We start from the raw sequence: 14,708 nt of genomic DNA on the forward strand, positions 1-14,708 counted from the left end.
TTTTGTTAAAGATACTAAAACTAGCGTGTATTTACTCTTGAAAATTAATTGGTAAAAACATAATTGATAATATTAGCTCCCATTTTCAATGCTTTTTCGCGAACTATAATTGGGTCATTGTTGACTTCGGCATCTTCCCAACCATCACCCAAATCGCATTCAAAGGTGTAAAGTAAAACTAATCTATTTTCTACAAAAATCCCAAAAGCTTGAGGGCGTTTGCCATCGTGTTCGTGAATTTTAGGCAATCCCCCAGCAAAAACAAATGGTTTTTGGAAAATAGAATGTGTAGCTGGAATTTCAACCAAATCTGTATTAGGGAATATTTTTTTGATTTCTTTTCGAATGTATTGGTCTAATCCGTAATTGTCGTCAATGTGCAAAAATCCTCCTGAGTTCAAATACTTTTTCAAATTACTGATATCAGAATCACTGAAAACCACATTTCCGTGGCCTGTAAGATGGACAAATGGATACGAAAATAAGTCAGGACTACTAGGTTCAACTGTAGCTGGCTTGGTTTTTATTCGAGTATTGATATTAGCGTTGCAATATTTTATCAAATTCGGCAATGAAGTTGGATTTGCATACCAATCGCCACCACCACTGTATTTTAGCAAGGCAATTTCTTGGGAAAAAGAGGAAAGAGAAAATAAAAGGAAAAAGAGAATTACTTTTTTCATAAATGATACATTATCTGAAAGCCTTAAATTTTTAGAAAAACTATTAGTCTATATTGATCATTCATTCACAAAAACCACACTATGACAAGCTACAATTGCTGCCGTTTCGGTTCGTAATCTGGTGTTGCCCAAAGATACAGGAAGGAATTTGTTTTCGACTGCCAATGCAATTTCTTTTTCTGAAAAATCACCTTCTGGACCAATTAATATCGTTACATTTTCGTTTGGTTTTAAAATTGATTTCAATGATTTTTTATCCGTTTCTTCGCAGTGGGCAATCAATTGTAAACCATCATTTTTCTGTTTTATAAACTCTTTAAAAGTGACAGCTTCGTTCAGTTTTGGCAGAAACAAAACGTTGGATTGTTTCATGGCTGTCAACAGTATTTTTTCAAAACGTTCTTTATTGATTACTTTTCTTTCAGAGCGATCACAGATAATTGGTGTGATTTCGTGAATTCCAATTTCGGTTGCCTTTTCCAAAAACCATTCGTAACGATCATTCATTTTGGTTGGAGCAACGGCTAAATGCAATTGAAATTTAGAAGGCTCAATTTTTTCAACAGAAAGAATTTGAACCGTACATTTATTGTCCGAAGCTAAAGTGATTTCAGTTTTAAATAGCAATCCTAAACCATTGGTTACAAATAAAATATCGGTGTCTTTCTTGCGTAATACTTTAATGATGTGTTTGCTTTCTTCTTTGTCAAAAGAAAAGCTTTCGGTAGTTTCGTTGATGGTTGGATTGTAGAATAATTGCATAGTTTAGAATTGAATTCGTGCTTTGGAAACCACAGCTGAAGTTTCGAAATTTTGAGATAAAAACTTTTGATAACCTACAATTCCAATCATGGCAGCATTATCCGTGGTGTATTCAAATTTGGGAACAAATGTTTTCCAACCGTATTTGGTTTCGGCTTCTTTTAGTGTATTTCGGATTCCGGAATTGGCAGAAACGCCTCCGCCAATTGCGATTTGTTTGATACCTGTTTCTTTCACGGCTAGTTTCAATTTATCCATCAAAATTTCGATGATTGTATCTTGAATAGAAGCACAAATATCGTCTCGATGTTCTTCGATGAAATTCGGATTTTCGAGTTTGTTTTTTTGGATAAAATACAAAATAGCGGTTTTCAATCCAGAAAAACTGAAGTCCAATCCAGGAACTTTTGGTTTGGTAAAAGTAAAAGCCTTTGGATTTCCTTCTTTTGCATATTTATCAATCAACGGGCCGCCAGGATAGGGAAGACCAAGTATTTTGGCACTTTTATCGAATGCTTCTCCCACAGCGTCATCGGTAGTTTCGCCAATGATTTCCATATCAAAAAAGTCATTTACCTTTACGATTTGAGTGTGACCACCTGAAATAGTTAAGGCTATAAAAGGAAATGTGGGTTTGTCAAAACCTTCTTCGTCAATAAAGTGGGCCAAAATATGAGCTTGCATGTGATTGACTGCAATTAATGGAATTTCTAGCGCCAATGACAACGATTTGGCAAAAGAACTTCCTACTAAAAGAGAACCCATCAAGCCTGGCCCCTGTGTAAACGCAATGGCAGATAATTGTTCTTTTGTTATATTTGCTTTTTTGAGCGCAGCATCAATAACGGGAACTATATTTTGTTGGTGAGCACGAGAAGCAAGTTCAGGAACTACACCTCCATATTGGTTGTGAATCAGTTGATTGGCAACAACATTCGATAATACTTTGTCGTTATGTAAAACCGCTGCAGCAGTATCATCACAAGAACTTTCGATGGCTAAAATAAAAACCTCGGAATTTTGCATAAAAAGGCGTAATTTTTGAATTATATTTGACAAACCGTTTGAAAGGGTTTCGGCGAAGCCAAAATTAAAGAATTTTTATTAAAGCTACTGTCGTTTATCTAGTCAAAATGAAATTTTAAAAAAAATTAAAACGACTCTCCATATCAAAAAAGTATTAAAAATAGTATATCGTTCTATTTTGGGACTGATACTGCTATTGTTAGTACTTGGTATTGCGTTGACTTTACCTTTTGTTCAAACTAAAATTGGACAATATGTTACTACAGAACTTAACAAAAAGTACAAGATAAATATCCATGTAGAACAGGTTTCATTAACTGTTTTTGGTGGTGTAAAACTCAAGCAAGTTATGATTAAGGATCATCATAAAGATACCTTGATTTATGCAAATAGACTTAAAACCAATATTTTAGATTTTAAAAAAATAACAGAAGGCGATTTAATTTTTGGCGATGTTGCTCTTGATGGTGTTTTTTTTAATATGAAAACTTATAAAAAAGAAAAAGGTACTAATCTGGATAAATTTGTAGCTGCTTTTAAAACAAATGCTCCTCCATCTAAAAAGCATTTTTTATTGACTGCTTCGAATGTGAAGATTACCAATGGTCATTATTCTTTGATAGATGAAAATCGAACCAATCCAAAAGATGTTGATTTTACCAAATTAAACATATCGGCAAATGATCTTAAAATTTTTGGTTCCGAAGTGGATGTTGTTATCTATAAAATGGCGTTCAAGGATCATCGAGGCATTGTAGTAAAGGATTTGAAAACGAAATTCAGCTACACCAAAAAGAAAATTAAGCTAGAAGATTTAGATTTATTGACTACGGAATCTATGGTCAAAGGACAAGTGGCTATGCTTTATGATGTTAGTAAAGGTGATTTTTCTCATTTTACTGATAAAGTAGTTTTTGATATTAAACTCGAAGAATCCTCATTAGGCTCTAATGATATTCGCTGTTTTTATAATGAATTAGGCAAAAAACAATATTTTAACGTAAGAGGCCGAATTAAAGGGCCTTTGAATAACTTGAAATTGACTAATTTGAAATTAATTGATACTAAAAACTCTCAAATAATTGGTACGATACATTTTAAAAATCTTTTTCCAAGCGAAGGGAAACAGTTTTATATGAATGGAAAATTTGCTAAATTATCAGTTAATTATGATAATTTAGTTGCTATTTTGCCTAATGTTTTAGGAAAAAGACTTCCAGTTATTTTGAAAAAATTAGGAACTATCAATTTGATAGGAACAACACAACTTACCACTACTGCGATTGATGCTAATTTTGCGATGACTACCCAATTAGGAGGTGTAAAATCCAAATTGAGTATTGTGAACATGAATCAAACGGACAAAGCGGCTTATGTAGGAAATGTTATTTTGGATAATTTTGATTTAGGACAATTATTAGATCAAAATAAACTTGGAAAGACTAGTCTAAATCTAGATGTAAAGGGTAGTGGTTTTTCTGAAAAATATTTGAATACAACACTAAAAGGAGTTGTTTCTGGAATTAATTTCAATAATTACAATTATACTAATATTGATTTAGATGGTTATTTTGATAAAGGATTGTATGAGGGTAAAATTGCCATAAATGATCCAAATTTGACAATGAAATATGATGGATTAGTCGATTTGAGCAGAAAAAATTCGCTGTATGATTTTCATATCAATGTTGAAAATGCTGATTTACACCAGTTGAAATTATCCAAAGATGCTATTGCAAAATTCAATGGTGATGTAGTTGTAAAAGTTTCAGGAACTTCAATAGACAATTTGCAAGGCGATGTGTTTGTGAATCAAACTACCTATCAAAATGCAAAAGCAACCTATGTTTTTGATGATTTTTATATCAATTCTAGTTTTGATAAAGACAGAGTTCGAACCATAACTGTCAATTCTCCAGATATATTTCAAGGACAGGTTGTTGGTAAATATGAATTCAAGCAATTAGAGAGTTTAGTAAAAAACTCATTGGGAAGTCTTTATACCAATTACAAACCTTTGAAAGTCAAAAAAGGGCAGTTTTTGAAATTTGATTTTACCATCAATAATAAAATTATTGAAATATTATATCCAGAAGTTACTATTGCTGAAAATACCATTGTCAAAGGAAATATAAAATCCGACAATCAGGAATTTAAGCTTAATTTTAATTCTCCAAAAATTCAAGCAGCGAGCAACACTTTTGATAATATTAGAATCAAAATAGACAATAAAAACCCACTTTATAATGCTTATATCGAGTTGGATAGCATTAAAACTAAATATTATAAAATTCGAGATTTTAGTTTGATAAATGTGACTATGAAAGACACTTTGTTTTTTCGCACAGAATTCAAAGGAGGAACAAAAGGCAAGGATTATTTTAATTTGAATTTGTATCATACCATAAATAAATCAAATAATAATGTGGTAGGAATCAATAAATCTGAATTGAAATTGAAAGACTACTTATGGTATTTGAATGAAAATGAAGCACCAAACAATCAAATAGTATTTGATAAATCTTTTCAAAATTTTAATTTCGATAACATTATATTATCTCATGAAAATCAAGAAATTACTTTTATGGGAGATATAAGAGGGGACACCTACAAAGATTTAAAATTAACGGTCAAGGATGTTGATTTAAACCAAATCACACCTACAGATCCTAAATTTGTTTTTAATGGAAATGTCAATGGAGTTGTCAATTACAAACAAGATAAAGCTGTGTTTCAACCCACGGCTTCTGTCCAAATAGACCATTTAAACATTAACAAAATTGATTTGGGATTTTTGAATTTTGATATTGATGGAGACGAAAATTTGAAGAAATTTAACTTGGATGCCAATATTGAAAATGAAAATGTAGAATCGTTTAATGCTAGTGGAAATTTCGAAATCATAGACAAGCAAACTGTTCTAGATTTGAATTTAAAATTAAACAAATTCAATTTAGGAGTTTTGGGAGCTTTAGGAGGCGAAGTATTATCCAATATAAGAGGGTTTGCTTCTGGAAATGCCAGTATAGCAGGAAATGTTAACAAACCAGAAATCAACGGACGATTGTATGTAGATAGTGCTGGATTAACTATTCCGTATTTGGGAGTCGATTATGCGCTCGGAAATAGAACTATTGTTGATTTGACTGACGAGAAGTTTATACTAAAAAACAACGCCCTAACGGATACTAAATACAACACCAAAGGAACCTTGAACGGAACTATTGAGCATGATAATTTTTCGGATTGGAAATTAGATTTGGCTATTAATTCTAAGAGATTACTGATTTTAGATACTAAAGATAGTGAAGATGCAGCCTATTATGGCGAGGCCTATATTGATGGTAGAGCCACAATCAAAGGACCTACTGACGGACTTTTTATAAAAGTGGATGCCAAATCAGAAAAAGGAACTTCAGTAAAAATCCCTATCAATAATGCTGAAAGTGTAAGCGAAAATAATTTCATTCATTTTTTGACCGAAAAAGAAAAATTCAATATCAAAAAAGGAATTGTTGATAATTCAAGAAACTATAAAGGACTCGAATTAGAATTTGATTTAGACATCACGCCCAATGCCGAAGTCGAAGTTATTTTGGACAGGAATTCAGGTCACGGAATGAAAGGCAGAGGAAACGGAACCTTGTTATTTCAAATCAATACCTTGGGTAAATTCAATATGTTTGGTGATTTTCAGGCTTACGACGGAACCTATAATTTTAAGTATGGTGGAATTATCGACAAGAAGTTTACAGTAAAAAAAGGCGGTTATATTTCTTGGGAAGGTAATCCAATGAAAGCTAGATTGAATTTAGAAGCGGTTTATAAAACTTCGGCAAATCCAGCATTATTGTTAGAAAATTCTTCTTTTAATAAAAAAGTAGATGTCAATGTAGTTATAGGAGTTCGAGGCGATTTGGCCAGTCCAGAACCCGATTTTAATTTTGAATTTCCAACAGTAAGTAGTGTGCTTAAATCGGAAATAGAGTATAAGTTAAATGATAAAGATGTAAGGCAAACCCAAGCTTTGTACTTGTTATCTACAGGTAGTTTTTTGAGTGCCGAAGGAGTTAATAATTCTGCTTTATCTCAAAACGCTTATGAAACGGCTACTAATTTGTTGAGTAGTATGATTCAATCTAATGATGAAAAATTTCAAGTGAATCTGAATATTATTGGAGGAGACAATTCAATAGGCAATGAATCGGATGGAAGATTTGTAGCTACGATTTCTTCTAAAATTAATGACCGAATAACAATCAATGGAAAAGTAGGTGTCCCTTTTGGCGGAGTTAGTGAAACTGCAGTGGTGGGCGATGTTGAAGTTTTGTATAAAGTCAATGAGGACGGAACAGTAAATCTGCGCTTTTTTAATAGAGAAAACGACATTAGTTACATAGGAGAAGGAATAGGCTATACACAAGGAGTCGGGGTTTCTTATGAAGTCGATTTTGATACTTTTACAGAATTGGTCAATAAGATTTTTAAAAGCAAAAAAATAGAAAAAGCGACTAATACTATTGATGAAGATTCTACAATAGATCTACAAAGAAATGATAACTCTAAACCTAAAAAGAGCAATACTACAGATCAGAATAACAATCAAGAAGGAATTATTCCTGACGAAGATTAATTAGAAAACGACATTAAAACAAAATCAAATTGTGATAAAAAATAAGATTTTGAAGCAAAATATTATTTTTTGGACAATAAATAAGCAACTTATCAACGATAACGTTTGAATTTGAGATGGTTTGCTAAATTATTGAAAACAGAACTTTAAAAGTGATAGATGTTTATTAAATTTACACTTTAATACTTAAATAATGCTAAAAACAATAAAAAAAATAGGCGTTCTAACATCTGGTGGAGATTCCCCAGGAATGAATGCCGCTATCCGATCTGTTGTTCGAACTTGTGCCTTTCATAATATAGAGTGTGTTGGAATTTACAGAGGATACCAAGGAATGATAGAAGGCGACTTCGAAGAAATGGGACCTCGAAGTGTAAATAACATTATCAACAAAGGAGGAACAATCTTAAAGTCGGCACGTTCGTCTGAATTTAGAACTCCCGAAGGAAGAAAAAAAGCTTACGATAACTTGGTTAAAGAAGGAATTGAAGCATTAGTGGTTATTGGAGGAGACGGTACATTTACTGGAGCACTAATTTTTAATTCAGAATATAAATTTCCAGTAATGGGAATTCCAGGAACTATCGATAACGATATTTACGGAACCAGTCATACATTAGGATATGACACTGCCCTAAATACAGTTGTAGATTGTATCGACAAAATTAGAGATACAGCTAGCTCCCACAACCGTTTATTCTTTGTAGAGGTAATGGGTAGAGATGCTGGACATATTGCTTTGAATGCAGGAATAGGAGCAGGAGCAGAGGAAATCTTAATTCCAGAAGAAGATTTAGGATTAGAACGTTTGTTAGAATCACTTCAAAAAAGTAAGGCTTCAGGAAAATCATCAAGTATAGTGGTTATTGCCGAAGGAGATAAAATCGGTAAAAACGTATTTGAATTAAAAGATTATGTTGAGACCAATTTACCAGAATATGATGTTCGTGTATCTGTATTAGGACACATGCAACGTGGAGGTTCACCATCTTGTTTTGATAGAGTTTTAGCAAGCCGTCTAGGTGTCAAAGCAGTAGAATCTTTATTAGATGGAGTATCTAATTTTATGGTAGGTTTAAAAAATGATTCTGTAAATCTTACTCCTTTATCATTGGCCATAAAAGGAAAATCAGAAATTGATAGAGAACTATTGAGAGTTTCTGATATTATAACAACTTAATAAAAATTGTATTTAATTTAATTATTAAATTTGCTAAAATTTTTTCAAATCAAATAACAAACAATAAATAAATAAAAAATGTCAAAAGTAAAATTAGGAATTAACGGTTTCGGTAGAATCGGAAGAATTGTTTTTAGAGAGTCTTTCAACAGAGACAATGTAGAAGTTGTTGCAATCAACGACTTATTAGATGTAGATCACTTGGCTTACTTATTAAAATATGATTCAGTTCACGGTCGTTTTGATGGCGATGTTGAAGTGAAAGAAGGAAAATTATACGTAAACGGAAGAAACATCCGCATCACTGCTGAAAGAAATCCAGCTGATTTGAAATGGAACGAAGTTGATGTTGATGTAGTAGCTGAATGTACTGGTATCTTTACCACTATCGAAACTGCAAATGAGCACATTAAAGGTGGTGCTAAAAAAGTTATCATTTCTGCTCCTTCTGCTGATGCTCCAATGTTTGTAATGGGAGTAAACCACGAAACAGCAAAAGCTTCTGACTTGATTGTTTCTAATGCTTCTTGTACTACAAACTGTTTAGCTCCTTTAGCTAAAGTTATTAATGATAACTTTGGAATTGTTGAAGCTTTAATGACAACTGTTCACGCTACAACTTCAACTCAAATGACATCTGACGGCCCTTCTAGAAAAGACTGGAGAGGTGGACGTGCTGCTGCAATAAACATCATTCCTTCTTCAACAGGTGCTGCAAAAGCGGTTGGAAAAGTTATTCCAGAATTGAATGGAAAATTAACAGGTATGGCTTTCCGTGTTCCTACTGCTGACGTTTCTACAGTAGATTTAACTGTAAAAGTAGCTAAAGAAACTTCTTATGAAGAAATTATGGCTGTTTTGAAAAAAGCTTCTGAAAATGAATTGAAAGGTATTTTAGGATATACTGAAGATGCTGTTGTTTCTCAAGATTTTATCTCTGACAAAAGAACTTCTATCATTGATGCTACTGCTGGAATTGGGTTGAACTCTACTTTCTTCAAATTAGTATCTTGGTACGATAACGAATACGGATATTCAAGCAAATTAATTGATTTATCAGTTCACATTGCTGGGTTGAAATAATCCTAGAATCAATTCACAAAATCCCGTTACTTTAAAACTAACGGGATTTTTTTTAATTAAATTTTTAGTTTTTAGTTAATACCATTTCGATATACAAAATGGTCTTATTGTCAGTTCGAGCGCAGTCGAGAACCATAATTGAATCTCGACTACGCTCGATTTGACAAAATAATTGGACTTCTCTATATCAAAATGGTATTAACTAAAATCTAAAATCTAAACTCCAAAACCTTATGAGATTATTAGTAGATAGTGGCTCAACCAAAGCCGATTGGATAGCAATAGATGATGATGGTAAAATATTATTTACCACACAAACTTTAGGATTGAATCCTGAAATTCTTCATGGTGATGAAATAATCGAAAGATTGAATGATAGATTCGATATCTTACAGAACAAAACCGAAGCAACCCATCTATTTTTTTACGGGGCAGGTTGCGGAACCGATAGAATGAAAATTGAACTTACAAAAGTTTTTCAAGAGTATTTTCCAAATGCGGCTATTACCGTTCACGAAGATACTTATGCTGCTGTATATGCTACAACTCCAAAAGGTGAAGCTGCTATTGTAAGTATTCTTGGAACAGGTTCTAATTGCAGTTTTTTTGATGGGAAAATTTTACATCAAAAAGTGCAGTCACTAGGCTATATCGTTATGGATGATTGCAGTGGAAATGTTTTTGGGAAAGAATTAATAAGAAAATATTATTTCAATAAAATGCCAAAAGAATTGGCAACTGAATTTGAAAAAGAATACAACGTAGATCCAGATTTCATTAAAAGTAAGTTATACAAAGAGCCGAATCCTAATGCGTATTTAGCCACTTTTGCTAAATTTTTAATCAAGCACAAAGACACCGAATTTTGTCAAAAAATCATCTTTAAAGGGATGAAATCTTTTGTAAAAAATTACATCAAACAATATGATAATCACAAAGAAGTGCCAATTCATTTTGTAGGCTCTATCGCTTTTTATCTAAAAGATGAATTGCAAATTACTTTTGATAAATACGAATTGCAATTGGGTAATGTGTTAAGAAGACCTATCGATGGTTTGATTGCTTATCATATTGCTAATAAATAAAATTTTATTTATAAAGTAAACCGCTCATTCGAAGATGTTAACCAATCTTCGAATGAGCGGTTTTTTATTGGTAAAAATGCAATTATGATTTAGAAGATAAAACATTGTTTTTAGGATTATTATCCAATTTGAAATGTTTTTCGATGGCAATAAACATTTCGCCTGCAATATCTTTATTGGTGGCACTTTCTATTCCTTCGAGTCCCGGAGATGAATTGACTTCCAGCAACAAAGGCCCTTTTGAGGAACGAATAATATCCACACCAGCTACTTTCAAATCCATAGCTTTGGCAGCACGAATGGCAATTTTTTTCTCTTCGGGTGTTGGTTTTATTACCGAAGCCGTTCCGCCAAGGTGAATGTTGGCTCTGAATTCGCCAGGCAAAGCTTCCCGCTGAATTGCCGCTACTACTTTTCCGTCAATCACAAACAAACGAAGGTCTTTTCCGTCCGCTTCTTTGATGAATTCCTGTACCAAAATATTAGCATTCAGACTTTTGAAAGCATTGATAACACTTTCAGCCGCTTTTTTGGTTTCGGCAAGAACAACTCCTTTTCCTTGTGTTCCTTCTAATAATTTTACGATTAAGGGTGAACCGCCCACCATTTTTATCAAATCATCGGTGTCTAAAGGCGAATTGGCAAAACCCGTTGTTGGAATTTCGATGCCACTTTGTAATAATAATTGCAACGAAAATAATTTATCTCTGGACTGTGTGATAGCTGTTGAGGAGTTTAAACAAAACACATTCATGGCTTCAAATTGTCGGGTCAAGGCACAACCATAAAAGGTTATACTCGGGCGAATTCTTGGAATTACTGCATCAAATTGATTGAGAATTAATCCGCCACGGTAATGAATTTCGGGCGTTTTAGCATCCATTTTCATATAACATTCTTTGATGTTTAGAAAGTGCATTTCGTGTCCACGCATTTCGCCCGATTCCATAATTCTTTTGTTGCTGTACAATTCGGGATTGCTGGCTAACAATCCGATTCGTAAACCTGAACTCGCTTTTTCCGAATTTTTATAGGCTTCTTTTAAACTATCGCTGGTGGGTTGTCCCAAAAGATATTGTTGTTCGGGATCAACCAAAACTCTTCCGCTCATGGCTTCACGTCCCAACAACATTCGAAAACCCATAGAATCGCGATTGGTCAACGTCAATTCGATAACCCATTTGGATTCTCCAATTTCCAAAGAAGTTTGAATTACATAGCGTTCTTCTCGAAAGCCACTCGAACTTTTTACGACTCTTTTGTCCACCAAAGGTGCCTCGCAATGCAAAATCGTTTTGACATTATTTTGAATAGGATTGATGTCAAACTTAACCCAATTTTGACCTTCCTTTTTAAACGGAGCAATATTGATGGCGTGCAAAGCCGAGGTTTTGGCACCAGAATCCACTCGAGCCTTAATAGTTGGAATTCCTAATTCAGGAAACGAACACCATTCCTCACTACCCAATATGATTTTGCTTTGTAACATAAAATAGATTTCTGCTATGAATAATTCTGTCGTAAAAGTATATCGAAATAAAGGCTTGTAATATTAAATTACTGTTAATAATAAGTGTCAATTACGAATTAAAAATTACGACCCGAGCGATAGCGAACAGGCGAAGCAATTACGCTTAAAATCGATGTTTTGGATATTGAAAACATATAGTTAAACAGTTTTAAATCAATTAACTAATAGTGAATAGCGTTATTGATTTAAAGATTTTATCTTTTCGTCAGAATTGCGAATTTTATCTCGATTAAGAATTTGTGCTAATTTACTTCGTCCGTTCGCTATCGCTCGGGTGTGTAATTTCTGGTCACATTTTTAATCGATTTACCCTTTATGGAATATCTTCTTGATCAGATTTACGATTCCTAAAACGATAAATCCAAAAACTAATCCAATACCAAACTCTTTGATAACAGAAGGAATTTGTGGTAATAAATGGTGTAGAAAGTCAATATTGTGAACAAAGATTCCGCCAGCAACCATCAGTAAAGCAATCGTACCAATAACAGCTAAACTTTTAATCACTTTGGGCAAAGCTTGAACCAGCAAAGTACCGATAGTTTTAGTGAAACTACTTTCCTTTTTGCTCAATCCAATAAGTTTATAGCCTAGTTCATCCATTCTGACGATTAGAGCAACAATTCCATAAACGCCGACAGTTGCAAGTATTGCAATGACAGAAACCACCGCAATTTGAGTAGTAAGTGATTCTTTTAAAACGGTTCCTAATGCTATAATCACAATTTCTACCGATAAGATGAAATCCGTTACAACAGCTGATTTTATTTTGTCTTTTTCAAGAGCTAGAATTTCGGTTTCTGTATATTCTTTGACTTCAACTTCAGCCGATTTAGGATGATGAGGAAAAAAATATTCATGTATTTTTTCGGCACCCTCGTAGGCTAAAAAAAGACCTCCTAATACTAAAATAATAATGATCGCCAATGGAAAAAAAGCACTCAACAAAAAAGCGATTGGTAAAATAATTAATTTGTTAAGAAAAGAACCTTTTGCAATAGCCCACAACACAGGGATTTCTCTTGAAGAAACAAATCCAGAAGCTTTTTCGGCATTTACAGCCAAATCGTCGCCTAAAATTCCTGCTGTTTTTTTCGCTGCCACTTTGCTCATTACGGCAACATCATCCATAAGTGCTGCGATATCATCTAATAGTACAAAAAAACCTGATGCCATTGTAGTTGTTTTATAAACTTCGTTTCAGTTGAACGAGTTTGGGTTTTGCTGTTGCGAATCTACTACTTTTTAATAAATTTTTCAGTAGTTATTTTGCCTTCTTTTTCAATCGAACAAACATAAATTCCTTGAGGTAATCCAGCAATGTTTATGCTAAAATTTTGCTCCGTAGATGATGTAGCAATTACATTTTTTCCATTCAAATCATAGATTTTTACAGTTGTTGTACCTGATTTTCTATCAGCAATGGCGATAGTTATTTGAATTTCAGTATTAAAAAATTGAATGTTATTTTCTTTGAAATTCTCTGTTTTGAGCCAATTGTATTCCATCAAAGCACTCGCCATCAAAACAGCACAATAGCCATGAGGATGCGCACTTCCCGGACAACTCGTTGGCGTAATATTGATGTAATTATTATAGGTTGCCAAAACGCCCATAGCTGGTGCAAAACTGTTTATTTTAGGTTTGTTATCTGTATGAGTTGTTATGTAAGTTTTAAATCCTGTCCAAGCACTATTGACAACAGGCGTATAAATGGTAGCATCAATAAGTCGGTTGTTGATGGCTTTTTTCATAGCATAAATAAACATACCGCTACCAGTGGTTTCAATCCAGTTACCAGCTCCGGTTGGGTTTTGAAGCACTTGATACCAAAGTCCGTTAGTTGCGTTTTGATAGTTTTTCAATCCTTCGCAAAGATTTTGCAATGCCGTTTTCATTTCAGGATAACGTGCATGAGTTGTTGGCAAATATTCCAAAATATCAACCAAAGCCATCATGTACCAACCCATTCCTCGTGACCAAACTTGAGAAGAAACTCCCGTTGTGGTATTCGACCAATTGTAAGTCGTTTTGTCATAATTCCAAGCGTGATACACTAATTTATTAGAAGCGTTATACACATGCGAATAGATAATCATCGTCTGAAAAGCCGCTTCATCAATAGCAACAGCATCATTGAAAAGTGCACCATATTTTGCCAAGAAAGGCGAAGCCATATAAATGCCGTCCACCATCATAACGTTGGTGTAAGCAGTCGTATTTTTGTGCCAAAATCCATTTTCAGGCGTGCGAGGATAAGCAGCTGTTCCGGTTTGCAAGAGATAATTTCGAATGGCTGTAGCGGCTGTTTTGTATTTTAAAGTTCCTGTTTTTTCATACAACCACAAACACAGCAAACCAGGGTGAATTTTATCTAAATTTTGAGCTAACGAACTAGTGACTCCTGTACCATCTGTGCCAATGTAACCATCGACGTAGGTTTTGATGTAAGTAAGATAATCTGTATCGTTTGTTTTTTCGTAAACATTTGCCATTCCTAACAGTACAATACTATTGGAATATTCCCAACCTTTTCCCGTCATACTGTTAATTCCAGAAGGCCAGCGAGAGATAATAGCATCCGAAAATTGAATTCCATGAGTAGTTTGTGCCGAAGAAAATAGGGAGATCATTAGAAAAAGTAGGAGAGTGGTTTTTTTCATTTTTCTTGGTTTGGTTTTAACAAAGAAAGCTAAAAAAAATAATTAATTACATAAATTAAATG

Annotated in this window: 10 protein-coding genes; 4 read left to right on the forward strand and 6 right to left on the reverse strand. The window is 33.6% G+C overall.

The window, feature by feature from the left end; genetic code table 11:
* Positions 1–44 precede the first annotated feature (44 nt).
* The 3 genes from OZP15_RS07910 to tsaD are packed head-to-tail and all read right to left on the reverse strand — an operon-like array spanning position 45 to position 2,471.
* Positions 45–683 carry a DUF4159 domain-containing protein gene (locus tag OZP15_RS07910; protein WP_281337466.1) on the reverse strand — a complete coding sequence of 213 codons (639 nt, stop codon included), beginning with the start codon at positions 681–683 and terminating at the stop codon, positions 45–47.
* A 57-nt stretch (positions 684–740) separates the two neighbouring features.
* A complete protein-coding gene (locus OZP15_RS07915; protein WP_269224975.1) occupies positions 741–1,445 on the reverse strand; it encodes a 16S rRNA (uracil(1498)-N(3))-methyltransferase in 705 nt (234 codons plus the stop codon).
* A 3-nt stretch (positions 1,446–1,448) separates the two neighbouring features.
* Positions 1,449–2,471, reverse strand: a complete 1,023-nt coding sequence (tsaD, locus tag OZP15_RS07920) for a tRNA (adenosine(37)-N6)-threonylcarbamoyltransferase complex transferase subunit TsaD (protein ID WP_281337467.1) — start codon at positions 2,469–2,471, stop codon at positions 1,449–1,451.
* 178 nt (positions 2,472–2,649) lie between these two features.
* On the opposite strand from tsaD, the gene OZP15_RS07925 reads away from it, so the two are divergent.
* The 4 genes from OZP15_RS07925 to OZP15_RS07940 all read left to right on the forward strand — a co-directional run bounded on the left by OZP15_RS07925 (position 2,650) and on the right by OZP15_RS07940 (position 10,452).
* The gene (locus OZP15_RS07925) at positions 2,650–7,104 is read left to right on the forward strand and encodes a translocation/assembly module TamB domain-containing protein (RefSeq protein WP_349293295.1); all 4,455 of its coding nucleotides are present in this window, start codon (positions 2,650–2,652) and stop codon (positions 7,102–7,104) included.
* Positions 7,105–7,297: 193 nt separating this feature from the next.
* Positions 7,298–8,284, forward strand: a complete 987-nt coding sequence (gene pfkA, locus OZP15_RS07930) for a 6-phosphofructokinase (RefSeq protein WP_281335812.1) — start codon at positions 7,298–7,300, stop codon at positions 8,282–8,284.
* A 78-nt stretch (positions 8,285–8,362) separates the two neighbouring features.
* Complete coding sequence (gap, locus tag OZP15_RS07935) at positions 8,363–9,367, forward strand: type I glyceraldehyde-3-phosphate dehydrogenase (protein ID WP_110345282.1); 1,005 nt, start codon at positions 8,363–8,365, stop codon at positions 9,365–9,367.
* A gap of 233 nt (positions 9,368–9,600) precedes the next feature.
* Entirely contained in the window at positions 9,601–10,452 is an 852-nt protein-coding gene (locus OZP15_RS07940; protein WP_269224977.1) for an N-acetylglucosamine kinase, read from the forward strand.
* 82 nt (positions 10,453–10,534) lie between these two features.
* Here the strand turns inward: OZP15_RS07940 and rimK are convergent, their stop codons facing one another.
* From rimK to OZP15_RS07955, 3 genes are all read right to left on the reverse strand, one after another.
* Positions 10,535–11,941 (reverse strand): 30S ribosomal protein S6--L-glutamate ligase, encoded by a 1,407-nt coding sequence (gene rimK, locus OZP15_RS07945; RefSeq protein ID WP_281335813.1) that lies wholly within the window; start codon positions 11,939–11,941, stop codon positions 10,535–10,537.
* Between the two features lie 348 nt (positions 11,942–12,289).
* Positions 12,290–13,159: a DUF808 domain-containing protein gene (locus OZP15_RS07950; RefSeq protein WP_281335814.1), complete on the reverse strand. Its 870-nt coding sequence runs from the start codon at positions 13,157–13,159 to the stop codon at positions 12,290–12,292.
* Positions 13,160–13,221: 62 nt separating this feature from the next.
* Positions 13,222–14,646 (reverse strand): glycoside hydrolase family 88 protein, encoded by a 1,425-nt coding sequence (locus OZP15_RS07955; RefSeq protein WP_281335815.1) that lies wholly within the window; start codon positions 14,644–14,646, stop codon positions 13,222–13,224.
* Positions 14,647–14,708 lie beyond the last annotated feature (62 nt).

The organism is Flavobacterium eburneipallidum, assembly GCF_027111355.2.
Lineage (GTDB): Bacteria > Bacteroidota > Bacteroidia > Flavobacteriales > Flavobacteriaceae > Flavobacterium > Flavobacterium eburneipallidum.